This window comes from Streptomyces iranensis (assembly GCF_017874715.1).
Classification (GTDB): Bacteria; Actinomycetota; Actinomycetes; order Streptomycetales; family Streptomycetaceae; genus Streptomyces; species Streptomyces iranensis.
The window spans coordinates 69,648-91,175 of record NZ_JAGGLR010000013.1 but is presented as its reverse complement, the minus strand read 5'-3'; the positions used below and the strand labels follow the sequence as shown (position 1 = coordinate 91,175).

Below are 21,528 nucleotides of genomic sequence, written 5' to 3'. Positions count from 1 at the left end.
TCGGCCTCGATAACTGTCTGCCCCGATCGTGCCATGCCCCTCGGACAGTTATCGTCGCTGCCCGCAACCTGGAAGAAGACGTGAGGGAAGTTCGATGCTGCGGCTGGGACGACGTGAGTTCGGCGAGAACGACCGGGTGATCATGGCGATCGTGAACCGGACGCCGGATTCCTTCTACGACCAGGGGGCGACCTTCAGCGACGAGCCCGCCCTGGCCCGGGTGGAGCAGGCGGTCGCGGACGGCGCCGCGATCATCGACGTCGGCGGCGTCAAGGCCGGTCCGGGCGACGAGGTGAGCGCCGAGGAGGAGGCGCGCCGCACGGTGGGCTTCGTGGCCGAGGTGCGCAGGCGCCATCCGGACGTGGTGATCAGCGTGGACACCTGGCGCCATGAGGTCGGCGAGGCGGTCTGCGCCGCGGGCGCCGATGTGCTCAACGACGCCTGGGGCGGGGTCGACCCCAAGCTGGCCGAGGTCGCCGCCCGGTACGGCGCCGGGCTGGTGTGCACCCACGCCGGCGGGGCCCGGCCGCGCACCCGCCCGCACCGGATCGGCTACGACGATGTGGTGGAGGACATCCTGCGGGTCACCCTGGAGCTCGCGGAGCGCGCCGTCGAGTTGGGGGTGCGGCGCGACGGGATCATGATCGACCCGGGCCATGACTTCGGGAAGAACACCCGCCACTCACTGGAGGCGACGCGCCGGCTGGGCGAGCTGACGGAGACCGGCTGGCCCGTCCTGGTCTCGCTGTCCAACAAGGACTTCGTCGGCGAGAGCCTGGACCGGCCGGTCAAGGAGCGGCTGATCGGCACGCTTGCGACGACCGCCGTATCGGCCTGGCTGGGTGCCCGGATCTACCGGGTGCACGAGGTGGCGGAGACCCGTCAGGTGCTGGACATGGTGTCGTCCATCGCGGGCCACCGGCCCCCGGCGGTCGCCCGCCGGGGACTGGCCTGAGTGCACCGCCGAGGAGACGCGCGCGGTCAGGGACCGGACTCCTTGGTCACCAGGTCGATCACCTCGTCGATGTCATCGGTGAGGTGGAACAGGTCCAGGTCGTGCGGGGACGCCTTGCCCTCGGCGATGAGGGTGTTGGTGAGCCAGTCGACCAGGCCCTTCCAGTAGGCGCTGCCGAAGAGGACGATCGGGAAGCGGGTGACCTTCTTGGTCTGGACGAGGGTGAGCGCCTCGAAGCACTCGTCGAGCGTGCCGAGCCCGCCGGGCAGCACCACGAACCCCTGGGCGTACTTCACGAACATCGTTTTTCGCACGAAGAAGTAGCGGAAGTTGACCCCGATGTCGACGTACGGGTTCAGGCCCTGCTCGTACGGCAGCTCGATGCCCAGGCCGACCGAGACACCGCCCGCCTCGGTCGCGCCGCGGTTGGCCGCCTCCATCGCGCCGGGGCCGCCGCCGGTGATCACCCCGAAGCCCGCCTCCGCGAGGGCCCGGCCGATCCGCACCCCCGCCTCGTACTCCGGGGACCCCTCGGGCGTACGGGCGGAACCGAACACGCTGATCGCCCGGCCCAGCTCCGCCAGGGTGCCGAAGCCCTCGACGAACTCCGACTGGATGCGCATCACCCGGAACGGGTCCTCGTGCACCCAGTGGGTGGCCCCCTGGGTGTCCAGGAGCCGCTGGTCGGTCGTCTCGGGTCGCATCTGATGGCGGCGGCGCACGACCGGGCCCAGACGCTGCTCCCGCAGCGCTCGCTCTTCTTCGGCGTTGCCCACTGAGTGCTCCCTTCGCCAAGACCAAGATCTGGTCAAAGATCTGTGCTTCAGGGTAGGCCCCTTGGACGGCATACAACCGAAATCCGGGCCATGCTCACCCACCGAACCGCTGATCACACAGGTGCGCGGTCCGCCGACGCCGCCACGGGGCCCCCGGCGGACCACGCGGCGGAGCCGCATAGCGATGCTTTCCCCTCCCCGCCCCTTCCCGATACCAGGGACTTCGCCCCTGGACCCCGAAACCCGCCCCCGAGACCCGGGGCGAACCCCCTGCCACGCGGCGGAGCCGCACAACGATGCCGAGGGGAGGGACAGAGCCCCGGCCCGGGGTCAGGGGCGGAGCCCGGGTTTCGGGGTCAGAGGCCCCGCCCCGACCCGGCGTCTGGGGCGGAGCCCCGGGTTTCGGGGTCTGGAGCAGGGCCCCGCTTTCCGGGTCTGGGGCACAGCCCCGGGCCGGAGTCAGGGACACAGCCCCGGGCCGGAGTCAGGGACGGAGCCCCGGTTTCCGGGGTCTGGGGCACAGCCCCGGCTCCGGGGTCTGAGGCACAGCCCCGGCTCCGGCGTCTGAGGCAGAACCCCGGCCCGGAGTCAGGGACACAGCCCCGGCTCCGGAGTCAGGGACAGAACCCCGGTTTCGGAGTCAGTGGCAGAGCCCCGGTTCCGGAGTCAGTGGCAGAGCCCCGGTTTCGGAGTCAGTGGCAGAGCCCCGGTTTCGGGGTCAGTGGCAGAGCCCCGGTTCCGGAGTCAGTGGCAGAGCCCCGGTTTCGGGGTCTGGGGCGGAACCCCGGGCCGAGGTCTGGGGCAGAGTCCCGGGCCGGGGTCTGGGGCGAAGTCCCGGGCCGGGGTCTGGCCCCGGTGCCGGGGTCTGGGGCGGAGCCCCGGTTTCGGGGAGGGGCGGGGAGGGGGAAGAGTCGCTGGACGTCGTCCTAGCGGGTCAGCCAGGCCCGCAGTCGTTCCTCGGCCTCCAGGACGGCGGCGACCGGTACATGCTCCTCGCGGGTGTGGGCCAGCTTGGGATCGCCGGGGCCGTAGTTCACGGCGGGCACGCCGAGCGCCGAGAAGCGGGCCACGTCGGTCCAGGCGTCCTTGGGGGCCACCTCCACCCCGAGCGTCGCCACGAGGGCGGCGGCCGACGGATGGGCGAGACCGGGCAGGGCGCCGGGCGCGCTGTCGGTGAGCTCGACCTCGAAGCCGGTGAAGACCTCGCGGACGTGCGCGAGCGCCTCGTCCTCGGAGCGGTCCGGGGCGAAGCGGAAGTTCACCGTCACCGTGCAGAAGTCGGGGATGACATTGGTCGCGTGGCCGCCCTCGATCGTCACGGCGTTGAGGCCCTCGCGGTAGGTGAGCCCGTCGATCTCCGCCCGCCGGGGCACGTAACCGGCCAGCCGGTCCAGGATCGGCGCGGCCTTGTGGATGGCGTTCTCGCCGAGCCAGCTGCGCGCGGAGTGGGCGCGCCGCCCCTGGGTGCTCACCCGTACCCGCAGCGTCCCCTGGCAGCCGCCCTCGACCTTGCCGTCGGTGGGCTCCAGCAGCACGGCGAAGTCCCCGGCCAGCCACTCGGGGTGGTTCCTGGCCAGCCGCCCCAGCCCGTTGAGCTCGGCGGCGACCTCCTCGTGGTCGTAGAAGACGAAGGTCAGGTCGCGGTTGGGCGCGGGCACGGTGGCGGCCATGCGCAGCTGTACGGCGACGCCGGACTTCATGTCGGAGGTGCCGCAGCCCCACAGCACGCCGTCGTCGTCGAGGCGCGAGGGCACGTTGTCGGCGATCGGCACGGTGTCCAGGTGGCCCGCCAGCACGACCCGCTCGTCCCGGCCCAGGTTCGTGCGGGCCACGACGGCGTCCCCGTCCCGGTCGACGGTCAGCTGGGGCAGGGCCCGCAGGGCCTGCTCCACGGCGTCGGTGAGCGCCTTCTCCTCACCGCTGACCGAGGGGAAGTCGACGAGCCGGGCGGTGAGCCGGGCCGCGTCCAGGGACAGGTCGAGTGCTGGGTGTGCCATACCCGCGACCCTAGCCGGTCGGCCCGCGCGCCCGGCGGCCCCTGGCCCCCGGCCCCCGGCCCCATCCCCCCCGGCCGCCGCCGCGAACGTGGCGTTCCCCACCCCGCGCCCGGGAACCGGAAACAGGCCGCGTGAGGCTCCAGTACCGTGTGGCCCGTGCCCCTGTCCGTCTTCTCCCACCGCGCCCGTCTGCTGCGGGCCGCGGTCGCCTGTGCCGTACTGCTGGGCCTGGCCGGATATCTGGCGGCGCAGCTGGTGACGGGCGGTGTGGGACCGCCGCGCTGTGTCGTACGGGCGGGCGGCGTCCAGGTGCGGCTCTCTCCCGAACAGACCGTGAACGCCGCCACGGTCGAAGCCGTGGCCGCCTCCCGCGGACTGCCCGAGCGGGCCGTCACCATCGCGCTGGCCACCGCCCTCCAGGAGTCGGGGCTGCGCAACATCCGCCACGGCGACCGGGATTCACAGGGGCTGTTCCAGCAACGCCCCTCCCAGGGCTGGGGAAGTGTGCGGCAGATCCGCGATCCGGTCTACGCCACCGGGCAGTTCTACGACGACCTGGTGCGGATGCCCGGCTATTCGCGGCTGCCGCTGACGGTGGCGGCGCAGCGGGTGCAGCGCAGCGGCTTCCCGCAGGCGTACGCGAAGCACGAGACCGAAGCGGTGGTGCTGACCGGCGCCCTCACCGGTCGCTCCGGCGCGGCCCTCAGCTGCCCGGGGCCGCCGGACGACGGCGAGGCGGGCGATCCGGTGCGCGTACGGGCCGCGCTGAAGCGGGAGTTCGGCCCGGAGACGGAGGCGCGGCCGGCCCTGGCCGGGCACGGCGGCGGTCAGCAGGCCGCCCCTTCGCCGCACACGGTGCTGGTTCCGGTGCCCAAGGCGACGGCCCCGGGACGCGCCGGGCAGCGCGGCTGGGAGATCGCGCACTGGGCGGTGGCCCACTCGGACGAGTTGCGCATCGAACGTGTCTCTTATGGCGAGCACGAATGGAACGCGCGGAATTCCGGGGCGGGTTGGCGTCCGGCCAAGGGGATTTCCGGGGCGGAAGTACGGATCGACACCATGCGATAGCGCATGGGATCACCGCAGTTCAGAGCGGCTGACAGTGGATTGCGTGGCACGTACGGCGGAATGGGCCGGACGTATTACGCGCAGAAACGGATAATGCGACGCATTACCAACTCTTTGCCTTGGGGCACCGCAACCTTCGCGAGGTTCACGCGGTATTCACAGCGTCCGAATCGCCGGACACAGACGCCAAATGTCCCCTCGTCAAAGGAGCACCATGTCCCTCCCTCTCACCCGTCGGATCGCCCGCGCGGCGCTACTGGTCGCGGCGAGCGCGGCTCCCGTCGTCGGCGCCGCCGGCGCCGCGAGTGCGGCGGAGCCGGCCCAGCCGCAGGCCTCCAACCTGGGGCTGTCCTCGCTGGACGCCGCCTCGGTCGGTGAGGTCGCCGACGTCGCCTCGCAACAGGTCGGGAGCACGGCGGGTGAAGTCAGCGGCAAGGCCGGCGGGACCGTCAAGGGGATCCTGCCCGGCAGGGCCGCCCCGGCGAACGTGACCCCGGCCAAGCCCGCCAAGCCCGCGAAGCCCGCCAACCCCGCGAAGCCCGGGAAGCCTGCCAAGGGCGTGAAGGCCGCCAAGTCCCACAAGGCCGCCAAGAGCGCCCCGGCCAGGGCCGCCCACGCCAAGGCCGCCGGTAAGGGCGAGACCCGGGCCCTCGGGCACGGGAAGGGCAAGGGCGGCGCCCACGCCAAGGGCAAGGCGGTGCGGCCCGCGCGGCCCGCCCCGGCTGCCCCGGCGGCCGCCCCGCAGGCCCCCGCGCCCAGCGCCCCGCAGAGCCCGGACCTCCCGGTCAAGGGTCTGCCGATCAAGGGCCTGCCGCTGCTCGGCTGATCGTCGGCCCGGACGTACGCAGGGGCCCGGGGAGTTCTCGTACTCCCCGGGCCCCTTCGGGTCCATCGGCCCGCGGCGGGCTTCCGGTTCTCAGCCCGCGACAAGCATCCGGTTCTCAGCCCGCGGCAAGCATCCGGTTCGGGTTCTCAGCCCGCCAGTCGGCGGACCGCCGCCTCCACCCGCTCGTCGGTCGCCGTGAACGCGACCCGGACGTGCCGCTCCCCCGCCACGCCGTAGAACTCGCCCGGGGCCACCAGGATGCCCAGCTCGGCGAGGGCGCCCACGGTGTCCCAGCAGGGCTCGTCCCGCGTCGCCCACAGGTACAGCGACGCCTCGCTGTGCTCGATGCGGAAGCCGTGGCCCGCCAGCGCCGACCGCAGCGCGGCCCGGCGCCGCTCGTAGCGCTCGCGCTGCTCCGTCACGTGCTTGTCGTCACCGAGCGCCGCGACCGTGGCGGCCTGCACCGGTGCGGGGACCATCATCCCGCCGTGCTTGCGGATCTTCAGCAGCTCGCCCAGCACCGTCTCGTCACCGGCGAGGAAGGCCGCCCGGTAGCCCGCCAGATTGGACCGCTTGGAGAGCGAGTGGACCGCCACCAGCCCCTCGAAGGAGCCGCCGGAGATCTCCGGGTGGAGCACGGAGACCGGGTCGGCCTCCCAGCCCAGCTCCAGATAGCACTCGTCGCTGACCACCAGCACCCCGTGGGCACGGGCCCAGGCGACCGCGGTGCGCAGCTCGTCCCTGGACAGCACCTGGCCGGTGGGGTTGGACGGGGAGTTGAGCCACAGCAGCTTCAGCCCGGCCGGGTCGAGCTCCGTACCCGCGGCGCCGGCCGCGAATGTCCGCGTGTCGTACGGCACCGGCTCGGCGCCCGCCAGCCGCACGCCCACCTCGTACGTCGGGTAGGCGAGCCGCGGGAAGGCGACCCGGTCGCCGGGGCCCAGACCCAGCTGCGTCGGCAGCGAGGCCACCAGCTCCTTGGAGCCGACCACCGGCAGCACCTGGGTGTGGGTCACCCCGGCCGCGCCCAGCCGCCGCTCCACCCAGCCGGTGAGGGCGTCACGCAGCGCGGCCGTGCCCCAGACGGTCGGATAGCCGGGGCTGTCCGAGGCATCGGCGAGCGCCGCGCGGATCAGCTCGGGAACCGGGTCGACGGGGGTGCCCACCGAGAGGTCGACAATGCCGTCGGGGTGGGCCGCGGCGGTCGCCTTGTACGGTTCGAGCCGGTCCCAGGGGAAGACCGGGAGGCGGGCGGAGACGGGTGGCACGGGGTGGCTCGCTTTCTTCGGAACTGTCCGGGCCGAGGGGCCCGGGAGAGCCGCGGAGCGCCGACGAGGCCCGGGAAACAGCCCGGTCCCGCAGGCCACAAGGCCATACGGGACCGCCGACTGCTTCCGGGCGATGGCGCCGGGGCAGGGGTTTACTCGTCGTGCTCCTGCGGCGGAAGCGCGGCGATGAAGGGGTGGTCCCGCTCGATCAGGCCGAGCTTGCTCGCGCCACCGGGCGAACCGAGCTCGTCGAAGAACTCGACGTTCGCCTTGTAGTAGTCCTTCCACTCCTCGGGAGTGTCGTCCTCGTAGAAGATCGCCTCGACCGGGCAGACCGGCTCACAGGCCCCGCAGTCGACGCATTCGTCCGGGTGGATGTACAAGGACCGCTGGCCCTCGTAGATACAGTCGACGGGGCACTCCTCGATGCACGCCTTGTCCTTCAGGTCGACACAAGGCTGCGCGATGACGTAGGTCACGCTGTCGTTCCTCCTCGTTAGGGCTGCTATCGCGCGGGAGCGCGGCGTCGTCGATGCCCGCACCTAGTATCTCCGTTCTTGGGCACCGAACGCACATGAGGGGCTGACAGAGCTGTGGATTTCACCACTGGCGGACGTCTCGAAGTCCGGATCACCCCGGATGACGTGGGAAAACGCGTCTCGGTCAGGCTTGTGACCGAAGATCGTGAGCCCGGCGCCACCTTCACCGACGTGGTCGGGGTTCTCACATCGTGGACCGAGGGCACGCTCTCCATCACCCGGCGTACCGGTGAGCCGGTGCGGATCGCCGAGTCGTCCCTGGTGGCGGGGAAGGTGGTGCCCGCCGCTCCGGCCCGCCGCCGCGGCCCCGCGACGAGCGCGCCCGAGCTGGACCGGGTCGCCGCCCGCGCCTGGCCGCCGGTGACCAGCGAACCACTGGGCGAGTGGACGCTGCGCGCCTCCGGCGGATTCACCCGGCGCGCCAATTCGGTGCTGCCCCTCGGCGACCCCGGGATGGGGCTCGACGCGGCGCTGCGCCGGGTGACCGAATGGTACGCGGCCCGGGAGCTGCCCGCGTACATCCAGGTCAGCGCGGGCGCCGAGGGCACCCAGGAGCTGCTCGCGGCGGAGCTGGAGAGCCGCGGCTGGATACGGGAGGTCTCCTCGCGGATGGAGGTCGCGGCGCTCGCCCCCATCGGGGACCTGGACGCCGACACCTCGGCGGTGACGCTCTCCGGCCGGCTCGACGACGCCTGGCTGACCCGCTACCAGCGGTCCTCCGGCGAGCCCTCGCCCGAGGCGCGGAAGGTGCTGTCGGGCGGCCCGTCGGTGTGGTTCGCGACCATAGCGGCGGAAGGGGGCGGCGCCCCGGCCGCGATCGGGCGCTGTGTGGTGGACGGCCGCTGGGCCGGGTTCACCGCCGTGGAGGTCGCCCCGGAGCGGCGGCGCCAGGGCCTGGCCAAGGCCGTGATGACGGCGCTGGCCCGCAAGGCGCTCGACGAGGGCGCCTCGGCCGCGTATCTCCAGGTGGAGACGGACAATGGCGGGGCGCACGCCCTCTACGAGGGCATGGGCTTCACCGTTCACCACAGCTATCATCACTGGCGCGCGTCCGGGGAGGATCCGCGCTGAGCAGGGTACGAGGCGGCTATGCCACGGATGAACGACGTCTCCCGCCGCCGCTGGTTCGCCGACGCGGCCCGCGAAGAGCGCCCCGATCTGGCGCTGCTGTGCCTGCTGGTCGGCATGGAGGCCGACCCCGGCCTGGACGAGACCGGAATCGACGAAGCGCAGATCGAGCTGGACCAGCTGGCCGGTCAGCTCCCCTTCTCCCCCGGCGGCCCCGAGGACTGGGCCGCCGCGCTGGCCCGCCTGCTCGGTGAGCGCCATGGCTTCCGGGGCGGCCCGGCCGACTACCGGCGGCTGGGGTCCTCGCTCCTCCACCAGGTGCTGCGGCGCCGCCGCGGGCTGCCGATCCTGCTGTCCGTGGTGTGGATGGAGGTGGCACGGCGGGCGGGCGCGCCGGTGTACGGGGTGGGGCTGCCGGGCCACTTCGTGGTCGGCTTCGGGGATCCTTACGGCGGCCATGTGCTGGCCGATCCGTGTCACGGCGGGCGGCCGCTGTCCGCCGAGGACGCGGCGACGCTGGTGTCGGGGGCCACCGGCGCCCCGCTCTCGCCGTCGATGCTGACCCCGGCCGGGCCGCTGGACATCGTGCTGCGGATCCTCAACAACATCCGCGCCTGGGCGTCCGCCCGCCCCGAGCGCACCGATGTCCGGCTCTGGGCGCTGGAGCTGTCCCTGCTGCTGCCCAGCCATCCGGCCGAGCTGCGCTACGAGCGGGCGAAACTCCTCGTGGAGCGGGGCGAGTTCCTGACCGGCGCCAAGGAGCTGGAGGACTACGCGGAGGTCGTGGCGGCGGTGAAGCCCGACGCCGCCGAGACGATACGCCGCCAGGCCCGCGCCGCCCGCGCGATGCTGAACTGAGGGTGTCCGACGGATCCTGACGCTTGCGGCGGGCTGCTCCCTCCCCGCCCGTTCCCGCAGCATCGACACACGGCTCCGCCGCGTGGCCCGCCGGACACCCCGTAAGCGATCCGCTGGAAGTGCCCCGACCCGCCGTCGACCGTCCACGGCGCCGTCGTGGCCGGTCGCCCACGCGGCGTAGCCCGCACACCGATACAGCCCCGGCGGAGCCGCACACCGATACAGCCCCGTGCCCCTCAAAGCGCGGGCGCTACAGCCAGCCCTTGTCGCGGGCGATGCGGACGGCGTCGGCCCGGTTGCGGGCGGCGGTCTTCTGAATGGCCGTGGAGAGGTAGTTGCGGACCGTACCCGGCGACAGATTCAGCGCGCGGGCCAGCTCCGCGTTGGTCGAGCCGTCCGCCGAGACGCGCAGCACCTCGCGCTCCCGCGCGGTCAGCGGGCTGGCCCCGTCCACGAGCGCGGCGGCGGCCAGCGTGGGATCGATCACCCGCTCCCCGCGCAGCACCCGCCGTATCGCGTCCGCGAGCTGCGCCGCCGGGGCGTCCTTGACCAGGAAGGCGTCGGCGCCGGACTCCATGGCGCGGCGCAGATAGCCGGGGCGGCCGAAAGTGGTCAGGATCACGATCCGGATCCCGGGGTCGGCCCGGTGCAGCGCGGCGGCGGCCTCGATCCCGCTCATACCGGGCATCTCGATGTCCAGCAGCGCCACATCGGGGCGATGGGTCCGGGTGGCGTCCACGACCTCGTCGCCGCGCGCCACCTGCGCGACGACCTCGATCTCGTCGTCGAGCCCGAGGAGCGCGGCAAGCGCCTCCCGCACCATGGACTGGTCCTCGGCCAGCAGTACCCGGATCACGCCCCGCAGCGTAGCCGCCGTAGCCGCTCCCGCGGCGGCCAGGGCTCACCGGACTTGCCCGCCTTCGCTACGGCGCGGCCCGCGAGGGCAGCTCCACGCGGGCGCCGCGGGAGAGCGGGACCAGGGCCCGGAGGGTGAAGCCGCCGCGCTCGGCGGGGCCGGTCTCCAGACGCCCGTCGGCCAGCTGGAGCCGCTCGGCCAGCCCGGTGAGCCCGTTGCCGTGCGGGCCGGTGGCACCGCGGCCGTCGTCGGTGACGGTCAGGCGCAGCTCGTCGCCCGTCTCGTCGAGCGTCACCGCACAGCGCCGGGCCCCGCTGTGCCGCACCACATTGGTGACCGCCTCGCGCAGCGCCCAGGCCAGCGCCCCCTCCTGGTCGGGCGGAAGGTCGGGGTGGTGGATGTCGGCGCGGCTCAGATCGGCGGCGATGCCCCCGGCGGCGAGGGCGGTACGGGCCCCGGCGACCTCGGCCTCCAGGGTGGGGCGTCGAAAGCCGCTGACCGCTTCCCGGACGTCCACCAGCGCCTGCCGGCTGACCCGCTCGATATCGGCCACCTGCCGCGCCGCCTGCTCGGGCTTGTCGGGCAGCATCCGCCCCGCCAGCTCGCTCTTGAGCGTGATCAGGGAGAGCGAGTGGCCCAGCAGATCGTGCAGATCGCGGGCGAGCCGCAGCCGCTCCTCGTTGGCGGCGAGCTGGGCCACGGTGGCGCGGGCGGCGCGCAGCGCCCGGGTGGTGCGGACCATCTGCCCCACCGCGCTCATCGCGAAGCCGCCGAGCAGCGAGGGGATGACCAGGGCGGACACCAGTCCGTGCGAGCCGCGCACCAGCACCCCGATGCCCACCATGAACGCCGTGTTCAGCGGGATCGCCCAGCTCGACAGCCGCAGCGGCAGCACCGCCCCCAAGGCGACGGACACATAGACCGAGAGCACCAGCCAGTCGTCGCCCATGGTGAAGGTGAGCACGGCGGCGAGCGCGCTGATCATGCCCAGCGCCCCCAGGACCGCGGCCCGGCTCAGCGCCCGCCCGGTGTGCCGGAAGACCAGCATCAGATAGACGGCGACGAAGACCAGCAGGCCGAGCCCGCCGCACACGGTGCCCAGGGCGGTGTGGTTGCCGTCGGCCAGATCGCTCACCGGTGCGCCCATATAGGCCATCCAGATCCCGATCCACATCAGCTTGACCAGCGCCTGTTTACGGTTCTCGGGGGGCTGCCCGATCGCGGCCACCCGGTCGTTCTCCTCGTCGTACGCCATCGCGTCGGCCCACCAGGTCAGCCGGCGGCGCCCGCCGGGGCGGGCTTCCGGATCGCCGTCGGTCCATTCGGCCCGGTCAGCCATGGTTCTTCTCTCCTCGGATCACGCCTCGGGCCCACACCCTCGGTCATGCCTTACGGGTGTCCTTGCGGTACAGCCACGCCGCACCGCCCGCGAAGACCGCGAGGTAGCCGATGAGCAGCGCCACGTCCTTGGTGTGCGGGGCGCCGCCCAGCTCGATCGCCTGGCCGAGGGCGGTGTAGGCGTGGGTGGGCAGATAGTCGCCGATGTTCCGCAGCCAGTCCGGATAGGACGTAGTGGGCATCCACAGCCCGCCGAGGATCGACAGACCGAAGTAGATGATCATCGTCAGCGGCCGTACCGCGTCCCCGCTCGCCAGATATCCGATGGCCACCCCGAGCGCGGCGAAGACCAGGGAGCCCGCCCAGATCGCGGCGGTCAGCGCGGGCCACTCCCAGACGGCGTCCAGCCGTACGCCCTTGCCGACGGCGGCCACCACGAAGACGATCACGATCGACGGCAGGGTGGTCACCGCCCCCGCGGCGATCTTGGCGCCCACATAGCCGCGTCCGGGCAGCCGGGTGAGCCGCAGCTGGCGGGTCCAGCCGCCCTCGCGCTCCTTGGCGATCCGCTCGCTGTTGCCCATCAGCACGGCGGTCAGCGCCCCGAAGGATGCCATCGCGACCATGTAGTAGAGCGGCATCGACAGCCGGGTGCCGGGCACCCGGTCGTCGGCGTCACTGCTGCCCGCGATCATCAGGAAGAGCACGGACGGGTAGATGACCGTGAAGAACATGAATTTGCGATTGCGCAGGGTCCGCGCGATCTCCAGCTTGACCAGCGTCTTCATCGTGCGGACTCCTCAACTGCCGCCGCGGCGTCGGTGATGGCGAGGAACGCCTGCTCCAGGCCGAGGCCGGTGACCTCGAGCCCGTGCGGATAGAGCCCGAGCCGGTAGACCGCGGATACGGTCGCGTCCGCGTCGGTGGACCGTATCCGTACGGTACGCCCCGAAATCTCGATCCCGGTCAGCGCGGGCAGGGCGCGCAGCGCCGTCTCGTCGACCGGTCCGTCCAGTTCGAAGGAGATCCGCCGGGCCCCGGCCATCGCCTTGATCTCGGCGGACGAGCCGTCGGCCAGCACCCGGCCGCGGTGCAGCACGATCACCCGGTCGGCGATGGCGTCGGCCTCTTCGAGGTAGTGGGTGGCGAACAGGATGGTGCGGCCCTGCTTCACCTGCTCCCGCATCGCGCCCCAGAACGTCTGCCGGGACGAGACGTCCATACCGGTCGTGGGCTCGTCCAGCACGATCAGATCGGAGGCCCCGGCGGTCGCGAACGCGAAGCGCACCCGCTGCTCCTGGCCGCCGGAGAGCTTGTTCACATTGCGGGAGGCGATCTCGGTGATCCCCGCGCGCTCCAGCACCTCGTCCACCGGATGGCCCTTGGGGTGCAGATCGCAGGCCAGCCCCACCAGCTCGCGGACCGTCACCTCCTCCATCAGAGACCCGCTCTGGAGCATCGCGCCGACCCGGCCGCGGACGATGGCCTGGCGCGGGGTGGTGCCGAAGACCTCCACCCGGCCGGAGTCGGGTTGGCGCAGGCCGAGCAGCAGATCGAGGCTGGAGGACTTGCCGGCGCCGTTGGGGCCCAACAGGGCGACGGTCTCCCCCGGGTACAGGGTGAGATCGAGATCGGTCACGGCGCGCACACCGCCGTAGGCCTTGTTCACCTTCTCGAAGCGGACCACGGGCGGCGCGCCCGTGGTGGCGGCCCCGGTGCCGGGGGCGGAAGCAGCGGTCGTTGTGGTCATGGCCATAAGACTGGCCGAGGGCGGGGGGTGACCGGCAGTGTCAGCGGTCGTGACCTGGAGATGACAGATGTCATGGGTCGGGGCGTGACGCGGCCTGAGCGCTCCGCTGGAAGTGCCGCGATGCGTCGTCGGCCGACCGCGGCGCCGTCGTGACTGGTCGCGCCCGCGCGGCGGAGCCGCACATCGACACAGCCCCGCGCCCCTTCGGGGCGCTGCCCGCACCATAGCGGACTTCCTCCGACCCGCTCAGGAAGAGACGCGGCCCCCGCCCGGTGCTTCGGGCGGGGGCCGTGTCGTCCGACCACGTGTGACGGGCCGGTCAGTTGTCCTTGCCGATGACGCCGATACGCTCGCTGGGCGTCTTGCCGCGCAGCGCCAGACGCAGTGCCGACTCCACGTCCTCCGGGGTGACGGGCTTCTTGGAGCCGTCGCCCCGCTCGAGCAGGACGCCGTCGAAGGTGCTGCCGTAGAGCTGCTTGAGGACGGCCAGGTCGTAGTGCTCCACCAGCTTGCCGTCGACCACCCGCATGGAGAGGATCTTCGGCAGCGACTTGTCCGGGCCGAACGGGATCGAGTGCTGGGCGTCCGTCTGGACCGTGGCCAGCCCCGACATCGCGGGCTCGCCGAAGCTCTTCAGCTTCCGGTCCACCTCGGCCTTGCTGACCGTGGGGCGCTTGATGGTGACCGGCAGGGTGATGGCCTTGTTCTGGCCGGTCTCGGCGCGCAGCTGGAACCCGTCCGAGACGGCCTTGACCGCCTTGTCCACGTCCAGCCCCTTGCCCTCCTTGCCGTACACCGGGACGGCCTTGCCGGAGGCGAAGCTGATGCCGCCCTCGCGGGCCGTGCCGGAGTCGCCCGCGAGCCGCTCCAGGGCGTCCCGCAGCTTCTCCTCGTCGACGGTGACCGCCGGTTCGGCCTCATGGGTGCCGCCGAAGAGCGAGCCGATCACGGTGACCGGGTTGTAGTCCCGGCCCGCGACATTCCGGACCGTGGCCTCGGTGTCGAGCGCCAGGCCCGCGACGGACGGCTTGATCTCCTTCTCCTGGCCGTCGACCGACACCGTCAGCGGGGCGGTGGTGCGCTTGCCCAGCTTGGAGTCCAGCTTGTCGACGGCGACCTGCTTGGAGGTGCCGCCGATGTCGACGCCGAGGACGGTGGTGCCGTTCGGCACATCGGCGTGGTTCATCACCAGCCCGGCCGCGTAGGCCCCGCCCGCGATCACGAACAGCAGGCCCGCGGCCATGACGACCTTCGACCGGCCCTTCTTCTTGGGCTTACCGGCCTTCGGGGCGGACGGCGCCGGGGCGCTGTCGCCGCCGGGCGCCGGGGCCCCCGGACCACCCGGAGCGGGCGGGGACGGCGGCTTGGCCCGGCCCTCGGCCGAGGGCACCACGGGCACCCCGCTGACCAGCGTGTCGCTGGAGATCTGCTCCGGCGGCACCCCGCCGGTCGGCGTGGGCTCGGGGTCACGGAACAGCGGGGGGGCCGGAGCGGCTCCGAGGCCGTCCGCGCGCCCCGCCCCGGGGCCGGTCAGCGGGCCCACGCCGGTGGTGGCGCCCAGGCTGCCGGACAGCGGCGAGCCACCCGGCGGAGTCGGCGGCTGACCGGCCGGGCCTCCCCCGGCCAGCGGACCCACTCCGCCCGGAGGCGTCTGCGGGTCACCGCCGTACGGGCCGCCCGCGGGGCCCGGTCCGGGCGGGGCCAGCAGGTCGCTGTCGCGCGGGCCCGCACCGGGGCCGGACGGCGGCAAGTACATGTCGCCGGTGACCGGGCCGGTGGTGGGTCCGGTCGGCTCGGGGTGGCCGGACGGGGCCTGGGCGTCGGTGAAGTACGGCAGATCGGCGACGGGGCCGCCGCCCTGCTGCGGAGCCGGGAACCCCTGAGTGGTGTCGGGGGCCGGGAATCCCTGGGTGGTCTCCGGGGAAGGGAAACCCCGCGTGGTGTCGGGTGCGGGGAACCCCTGAGTGGTGTCAGGGGAAAGGAAACCCTGGGTGGTGTCCGGAGCCGGGAACCCCTGGGTGGTGTCAGGGGCCGGGAACCCCTGGGTGGTGTCAGGGGCCGGGGGCACCGGCGGCCTCGGGGTGCTGCCGGTGGCCGACGAGCCGCTTCTGGGCTTACGGGGCGCGAACCAGTCGCTGGTCCGCTCGCCGTCGCCCTTGCCGCTCTTCCTCTCCCGGCCCTCGGTGGGCTCGTTGGCCCCGCCGGGCTCGGCCGGCACACCGCGCTCGGGCGTCGGTGTGAAGTCGGCCCGGGGCAGGGCGCTGGTGCGCTCGGGGGCGTCGTCGTCCCCGCCGGAGCGCGGCGCGGGCACGCCGTCCTCCGCGACGGGCGTACGCATGACCACCGGCGGGATGGGCCGCGACCCCGGAATGTTGATCTTGATCCGGGTCGTCAGCGTGGTCTCGGTCTTCGGCTCCTCCGGCTTGGCCGCGGCACGCGCCTGCCCATCCTCGGCGGCGCCCTGCGGGGCCTCCTGCGTGGGGTTCGGCGAGGGGTACTGGCGGGATCCGTACGGCGGGGTGCCCGACGGGTAGGCGGCACCGCCGCTTCCCTCCCGGGGCCCGGAGGACGAACTGTCAGATTCACGGCTCAAAGCAGGTTCTCCCAGTTAGCTCCGCCGCCCGTCAGACCTCGCGCGGGCGGCTCGGCGGCGGCACCACCATACTGGGCGGTGCGGACGCGCACTTGACGGCCGCCGGATCACCGCATCCGGTACGCCCGAGGCGCACCCTTCGCCGTGTGTCCGAAGGGCCTCCGAGTGCCGGGGACGTCGTGCCAAAAACGTCACGTCACTTACCAAGTCGGACCGGCGGGCCAGGAGGTTGCGGCACCAAAGGCAGCGTGGCACACATCACACCGATGAACATCCCGCCGAGGAGGAAAGCGTACGACCCCAGCCCGGCGCCGAAAAGGAAATCCCCTTCCGGACGGGAGGAAGTGAGCAGCAACACGGCCACCGTCCAGGCGCCCGCGGGCACTCCGCCGCCCATCCGGGCGCCCATGGCCTTGACCCCGCCGTAGCACAGGCCCGCGACCGCGAGCAGCGCGAGCAGCAACCCGCCGGGGAACCACGCCGCTTGGACCAGCGCGCCCGCGGCGCCCACCAGGACCCCGGCCACGGCGAGCAGGGCGTATCCGCCCAGGCGCGGGGCCGTCATGCCGCCACCCCCGCGAACAGGTCGTCCTCGCGGTCCGCCCCGGCCTCGCCCCTGACGAGCCGGTAGTGCTCATGGAGGAACATCGGCTGGACCAGGTCGTTGGAGAGCGCGAAGAAGGGTCCGTCCACCGAGATCTGGCTGGCGTGGGCGCGCATCGCCGCGGCCTTCGCCCCGGCGTGGGGGACGCCGTCGATGTAAGCGGTGACGTCCGCGTCGTCCACCACCCCGGGGACGTCGTCCACCGTGGCGACGCCGGGGAAGAGGGAGTCACGGCCCTCGGCCCGCAGCCGGGCGAAGCCCTCCTCGACGGCCGAGCGCGGCACGCAGTTCCAGTAGACCTTCGCGATGTCGTGCGGCTCGCCGAGGTCGGGGCGGAAGCCGGGATCGGCGGCCAGCTCCACGGCGCGCATCGCCACGCGGTGCGCCTGGATGTGATCGGGGTGGCCGTAGCCCCCATTGGTGTCGTACGCCACAAGGACCTGTGGCCGGATCTCACGGACCACGGCGACCAGATGCCCGGCGGCCTCGTCCAGGTCGGCCTGCCAGAAGCAGTCCGGCCGGTCGTTCTGCGGGGCGCCCATCATTCCGGAGTCGCGATAGCGGCCGGGCCCGCCCAGGAAGCGGTGGTCCTCGACCCCCAAGGCGTCCATGGCCGCGGCGAGTTCGCCGATCCGGTGCGGGCCGAGCGCGTCGTCGCGGTCGGCGGCGAGATGCGCGAGGGCAGGCGGGATGACCTCGCCCTCCTCACCGAGGGTGCAGGTCACCAGGGTGACGTATGCGCCCTCGGCGGCGTATTTCGCCATGGTCGCGCCGTTATTGATCGACTCGTCGTCCGGATGCGCGTGCACCAGCAGCAGACGACGGGCGGGAAGAACGGTCATGGGCACAGCCTACGATTCGCACACACGTGCCCATGGGTCGCACACCCCGGCCCCGCTCGGGGTCAGATCTTCACGCCGCCGATCATGTCCGCCACGTTGGTGGTGAGGTCGTCGATCGTCGGAGCGACCGAGGAACTGGCGAGGTAGAAGCCGAGGAGGACACAGACGATCGCATGAACCGCCTTCAGTCCTGCCTTGTTCACGAGCATGAAGACGATGATCAGCAGCAGCACTGACACCGAGATCGAGAGCGCCACAGCGGCTCACCTCCAGTTACACGCACTCGGACGGACAACATATAGATGCCACAGGGGGGCTACCCACTATGCGCAATCGATCATAACTATGGCGGTGTGCACATGACTCGGTGCACGGGAGCATGACAGGGGCGCATGCCTGATCGCACGAACTTCCCGGCCCCGGGGGCGACTTCTCGTTGGTTATGCGCCATCTCGCCATCGCCCGGGGTCGCTTGACACCCGCGCCGTCCCGGCCGGACCGTGCCAGGGGCAACACCCGCCCGGCCTACCGGTCCGTACCCTCCCTCGCGATGATCCGACAGCCGTACGCTCCCCCTATGACCGGACAGCTCTCGTTCCCACGGCAGCACGCGCGCACCCAGCGTTTCACCCTCGGGACACCGCGGGCCCTCGCCGTGGCCCCCGACGATTCACGCGTCGCCTTCCTGCGTTCCCGCTCGGGCACCGACCGGACCGGCCTGTTGTGGGTGTACGACCTCGCCGGGCGGCGCGAGTACCCCGCCGCCGACCCGGCCGAGCTGCTCGGCGGCGCCGACGAGGAGCTGTCCCCCGAGGAGCGGGCGCGGCGCGAGCGCAGCCGCGAGGGGTCGGCCGGGGTGGTCGGCTACGCGGTGGACGCCGCGGTCGAGCGGGCCGCCTTCGCCCTCTCCGGGCGGCTGTTCACCACGGAGCTGCCCACGGGCACCACCCGCGAGCTGCGCGCCCCCGGCCCGGTCGTGGACCCGCGTCCCTCGCCCGACGGCCGCCACATCGCCTACGCGGCGGGCGGGGCGCTGCGGGTCACCGGCGCGGACGGCGCGGGGGACCGGGCGCTCGCGGAGCCGGAGGGGGACTCCGTCACCTACGGCCTCGCGGAGTTCATCGCGGCCGAGGAGATGGACCGCTCACGCGGCTTCTGGTGGTCGCCGCGGAGCGACGCCCTGCTGGCCGCCCGTGCCGACGAGTCCCCCGTACGGCGCTGGTGGATCGCCGACCCCGCCCACCCCGGCCGGGAACCCGCGGAGGTGGCCTATCCCGCCGCGGGCACCGCCAACGCGGAGGTGCGGCTGGTTCTGCTCGGTCTGGACGGCTCCCGTACGGAGATCGAGTGGGACCGGAAGCGCTATCCGTACCTCGCGCGGGTGCATTGGTCGGCCTACGGTCCGCCGCTGCTTCTGGTCCAGGCCAGGGACCAGCGCAGCCAGCTCTACCTGGCCGTGGACACCGACACCGGCCGGACCAGCACGGTCCATGTGGACGAGGACGCGGTTTGGCTGGATCTTTTCCCCGGGGTGCCGGCCTGGACCGAAGATGGACGACTCGTCCGCATCGCGGACGAAGGGGGCGCCCGGGTCCTGATGGTCGGCGACCGCAAACTGACCTCCGGCGCCCTCCAGGTGCGCGCGGTCCTCGACATCGGCACGGACGACGTGCTGTTCTCCGCCTCCCCCGGGGCCGGAGCTCCACTGCCCGAGCAGCCCGGCGAGATCGCCGTCCATCGCGCCTGGTTCCGGGGCAGCGGCGACCAGGGCGGCTGGGAGCCGGTCGGCAAGCGGCCCTTCCCGGCGGTCCACTCCGCCGTGCGCGGCGGTGAGGTGATCGCGCTGTCGTACACGGGGCTGGACCGGCCCGGGGTGAGCGTGGAGCTCCTACGGCCCGCCGACCACGGCGCGGCCGAGCGCCTCGCCGAGCTCGACGCGTACCCGGAGCGGCCCGTCATCACCGCGCGCCCCGAGCTCGTCTTCGCGGGCAAGCGGGACATTCCGTGCGCCGTGCTGCTGCCCAGCGGCTATCAGGAGGGCGACGGGCCGCTGCCGGTCCTGATGGATCCCTACGGCGGCCCGCACGGCCAGCGGGTGGTCGCCTCGCACAACGCCCATCTCACCTCGCAGTGGTTCGCCGACCAGGGCTTCGCGGTGGTCGTCGCGGACGGCCGCGGCACCCCCGGCCGCTCCCCCGCCTGGGAGAAGGCGGTGCGCGACGACCTGGCCGCGGTCACGCTGGAGGACCAGGTCGAGGCGGTGACGGCGCTCGCCGGGCGCTATCCGCTGGACCTCGGCCGGGTGGCCATCCGCGGCTGGTCCTACGGCGGCTATCTGGCCGCGCTGGCGGTGCTGCGCCGCCCCGATGTCTTCCACGCGGGCGTGGTGGGCGCCCCGGTGACGGACTGGCGGCTGTACGACACCCACTACACCGAGCGGTATCTGGGCCTGCCGGAGGAACAGCCCGAGGTCTACGCCGCCAACGCGCTGATGACCGACGAGGGGCTGTCCGGCGCGGCCGACACCGCACGCCCAATGATGATCATCCACGGTCTGGCGGACGACAACGTGGTGGCCGCGCACACTCTGCGGCTCTCCTCGGCGCTGCTGGCCGCGGGCCGTCCGCATGAGGTGCTGCCGCTGTCCGGGGTGACCCATATGACCCCGCAGGAGCAGGTCGCGGAGAATCTGCTCCTGCTCCAGGTGGACTTCCTCAAGCGGTCCCTCGGACTGCGGTAGCGCTCCGCTGGGGGTGCTCTGACCTGTGTGAGTGCCCTGATCTGCGGTCGACCGTCTGCGGCACCGTCGTGGCTGGTCGCGCCCGCGCGGCGGAGCCGCACATCGACACAGCCCCGCGCCCCTTCGGGGCGCGTCCCGAACCGCGGTCGACTTCGCCTCCCGGGGCCGTGCCCCGCCGCCGTCACCAGCCCGGTGGCGGCGCCGGAGGTGCGGACGGCGGCGGGGGCGCGGCGGGCGGGGTGCCGGGCGGCGGGGGCACCAGCGGCGGAGTGGCGGGCGGCGGCGGGGCGTAACCGCCGTCACCGTAACCACCCCCGCCGTAGCCCCCACCGCCATAGCCACCGCCGTAACCGCCGCCGTAGCCCCCGGCCCCGGAGCCGTCCCCGTAGCCCCCAGGACCCTGGGCGTCGTAGCCCCCGGGCCCCTGGCCGTCGTAACCCCCGTAGCCGCCATGGCCGCCGCCGTACGCCGGGGCGCCCCCGAGGCCTCCGAGTCCCGCGGCGTCCTCCTCCACGCCTCGCCGCGCCAGCACGATCAGGGCGATCAGCCCCGCGATCGCCTCGAAGAAGCCGGTGAGCACGCTGAGCACGCCCACCGTCGGCAGATCGCTGAGGTGGTCCACATAGTCGAGCTTGATGTAGAGCGATGCCTCACTGATCCCCGTGGCCGTGACCAGGGCCGCCGCCACCATCCCCAGCGGGCGCGCCAGCGGGGCGCGCGCGAGCGCGGCGGCCGCTCCGGCCAGGGACAGCGCCACCGCCGCCCACGCGATCCAGGCACCGGGCGCCGAGAGCAGAGTGGGCAGCGTGTGCTTGCCGGTGAGCAGGTACTTGTAGATCTCCCAGCCGCGCTCCTGGGCCCAGTAGATCTGCCAGGCGGCGATGACGACCCCGAGGGCGCCCAGGAACAGCGCGCCGACGACCGCGGCCCCGGGCGCGGGGCGGCCCGGCGGCCGGTCGGCGGGCGAGACCGGCCGGCCGGGCGGGGCGGCGAGGTCGGCGGGGCGGCGTGCGGCGGCCACGACGGCCAGCAGCAGCCCCGCGAGCACCACCTGCGCCCAGGCGCTGACATTCGCCCGGGTCTTCAGATCGCCGGGGATGCCCTGGAGCCAGTCCGAGTTCAGGTTCCACAGGCTGGGCAGGCGCACCGCGACGGTCACCACCGCGACCGTGCCGAGCGCGCCCGCGGCGGCCGGTGAGCGCAGTGCGGTGATCCCGACGACCGCGTAGACCAGCAGCAGCGCGAGGTCGAGCAGGGAGGAGCCGAAGATCCCTCCGGTGGCCCGGAACGGCAACCCCGCCCAGGTCCACCACAGATGGTTCGCCTCATCGGCCTTGTCCAGGTCGTGGATGATCCATCCCAGCGAGATCAGCCCGAGAACCGCGCAGACGAGCGCCCCGAAGACGCGCGCTCCGCTGTTGAGTATCCGTCCCTGCCCCATAGCCGTAGG

The 21,528-nt window shown here is 73.0% G+C and carries 19 protein-coding genes; 6 read left to right on the top strand and 13 right to left on the bottom strand.

Translation table 11 applies throughout. The features are described 5' to 3' along the window. The first annotated feature begins 94 nt into the window (after positions 1-94). On the top strand, positions 95-955 hold the full coding sequence (gene folP / locus J2Z30_RS24105; RefSeq protein WP_044570298.1) for a dihydropteroate synthase: 861 nt from the start codon (positions 95-97) through the stop codon (positions 953-955). 26 nt (positions 956-981) lie between these two features. Here folP and J2Z30_RS24100 read toward each other — a convergent pair whose 3' ends face one another. Then, positions 982-1,731, bottom strand: a complete 750-nt coding sequence (locus tag J2Z30_RS24100) for an LOG family protein (protein ID WP_020868627.1) — start codon at positions 1,729-1,731, stop codon at positions 982-984. Between the two features lie 926 nt (positions 1,732-2,657). Next, the gene (dapE, locus tag J2Z30_RS24095) at positions 2,658-3,728 is read right to left on the bottom strand and encodes a succinyl-diaminopimelate desuccinylase (RefSeq protein ID WP_044570301.1); all 1,071 of its coding nucleotides are present in this window, start codon (positions 3,726-3,728) and stop codon (positions 2,658-2,660) included. 147 nt (positions 3,729-3,875) lie between these two features. On the opposite strand from dapE, the gene J2Z30_RS24090 reads away from it, so the two are divergent. Together J2Z30_RS24090 and J2Z30_RS51760 are read left to right on the top strand one after the other, a co-directional pair. Beyond that, a complete protein-coding gene (locus J2Z30_RS24090) occupies positions 3,876-4,796 on the top strand; it encodes a VldE C-terminal domain-containing protein (RefSeq protein ID WP_078956657.1) in 921 nt (306 codons plus the stop codon). Between the two features lie 214 nt (positions 4,797-5,010). Further along, positions 5,011-5,622, top strand: coding sequence for a hypothetical protein (locus J2Z30_RS51760; protein WP_052701370.1), 612 nt, complete (start codon positions 5,011-5,013; stop codon positions 5,620-5,622). A 146-nt stretch (positions 5,623-5,768) separates the two neighbouring features. On the opposite strand, the gene dapC is transcribed toward J2Z30_RS51760, so the two are convergent. Both dapC and fdxA read right to left on the bottom strand, forming a co-directional pair. Next, entirely contained in the window at positions 5,769-6,890 is a 1,122-nt protein-coding gene (dapC, locus tag J2Z30_RS24080; RefSeq protein ID WP_044570305.1) for a succinyldiaminopimelate transaminase, read from the bottom strand. Positions 6,891-7,042: 152 nt separating this feature from the next. Next, on the bottom strand, positions 7,043-7,369 hold the full coding sequence (gene fdxA / locus J2Z30_RS24075; protein WP_014054705.1) for a ferredoxin: 327 nt from the start codon (positions 7,367-7,369) through the stop codon (positions 7,043-7,045). Between the two features lie 114 nt (positions 7,370-7,483). Between fdxA and J2Z30_RS24070 the strand changes: the two genes are divergently transcribed. Then, positions 7,484-8,500 carry a GNAT family N-acetyltransferase gene (locus tag J2Z30_RS24070; protein ID WP_044570311.1) on the top strand — a complete coding sequence of 339 codons (1,017 nt, stop codon included), beginning with the start codon at positions 7,484-7,486 and terminating at the stop codon, positions 8,498-8,500. Positions 8,501-8,518: 18 nt separating this feature from the next. Next, on the top strand, positions 8,519-9,355 hold the full coding sequence (locus tag J2Z30_RS24065; RefSeq protein WP_044570313.1) for a transglutaminase-like domain-containing protein: 837 nt from the start codon (positions 8,519-8,521) through the stop codon (positions 9,353-9,355). 250 nt (positions 9,356-9,605) lie between these two features. On the opposite strand, the gene J2Z30_RS24060 is transcribed toward J2Z30_RS24065, so the two are convergent. From J2Z30_RS24060 to J2Z30_RS24025, 8 genes are all read right to left on the bottom strand, one after another. Beyond that, positions 9,606-10,178, bottom strand: coding sequence for a response regulator transcription factor (locus tag J2Z30_RS24060; RefSeq protein WP_044581429.1), 573 nt, complete (start codon positions 10,176-10,178; stop codon positions 9,606-9,608). Positions 10,179-10,278: 100 nt separating this feature from the next. Then, positions 10,279-11,550, bottom strand: coding sequence for a sensor histidine kinase (locus tag J2Z30_RS24055; RefSeq protein ID WP_078956659.1), 1,272 nt, complete (start codon positions 11,548-11,550; stop codon positions 10,279-10,281). Between the two features lie 43 nt (positions 11,551-11,593). After that, positions 11,594-12,337, bottom strand: a complete 744-nt coding sequence (locus J2Z30_RS24050) for an ABC transporter permease (protein ID WP_044570315.1) — start codon at positions 12,335-12,337, stop codon at positions 11,594-11,596. Continuing rightward, complete coding sequence (locus J2Z30_RS24045; protein ID WP_044581431.1) at positions 12,334-13,299, bottom strand: ABC transporter ATP-binding protein; 966 nt, start codon at positions 13,297-13,299, stop codon at positions 12,334-12,336. The genes J2Z30_RS24050 and J2Z30_RS24045 overlap by 4 nt, the downstream gene beginning before the upstream one ends. Before the next feature lie 319 nt (positions 13,300-13,618). After that, positions 13,619-15,892 carry a peptidoglycan binding domain-containing protein gene (locus J2Z30_RS24040; RefSeq protein ID WP_044570318.1) on the bottom strand — a complete coding sequence of 758 codons (2,274 nt, stop codon included), beginning with the start codon at positions 15,890-15,892 and terminating at the stop codon, positions 13,619-13,621. A 196-nt stretch (positions 15,893-16,088) separates the two neighbouring features. Next, on the bottom strand, positions 16,089-16,457 hold the full coding sequence (locus tag J2Z30_RS24035) for a DUF6113 family protein (protein ID WP_044570320.1): 369 nt from the start codon (positions 16,455-16,457) through the stop codon (positions 16,089-16,091). Next, positions 16,454-17,338, bottom strand: coding sequence for an N-acetyl-1-D-myo-inositol-2-amino-2-deoxy-alpha-D-glucopyranoside deacetylase (gene mshB, locus J2Z30_RS24030; protein ID WP_044570322.1), 885 nt, complete (start codon positions 17,336-17,338; stop codon positions 16,454-16,456). Before mshB ends, J2Z30_RS24035 begins: the two co-directional genes overlap by 4 nt. Positions 17,339-17,400: 62 nt before the next feature. Beyond that, positions 17,401-17,595: a hypothetical protein gene (locus J2Z30_RS24025; RefSeq protein WP_020868640.1), complete on the bottom strand. Its 195-nt coding sequence runs from the start codon at positions 17,593-17,595 to the stop codon at positions 17,401-17,403. Positions 17,596-17,915: 320 nt separating this feature from the next. On the opposite strand from J2Z30_RS24025, the gene J2Z30_RS24020 reads away from it, so the two are divergent. After that, entirely contained in the window at positions 17,916-20,078 is a 2,163-nt protein-coding gene (locus J2Z30_RS24020; RefSeq protein WP_044570323.1) for a S9 family peptidase, read from the top strand. A 181-nt stretch (positions 20,079-20,259) separates the two neighbouring features. Here the strand turns inward: J2Z30_RS24020 and J2Z30_RS24015 are convergent, their stop codons facing one another. Beyond that, the gene (locus J2Z30_RS24015) at positions 20,260-21,519 is read right to left on the bottom strand and encodes a hypothetical protein (RefSeq protein WP_209468812.1); all 1,260 of its coding nucleotides are present in this window, start codon (positions 21,517-21,519) and stop codon (positions 20,260-20,262) included. Positions 21,520-21,528 lie beyond the last annotated feature (9 nt).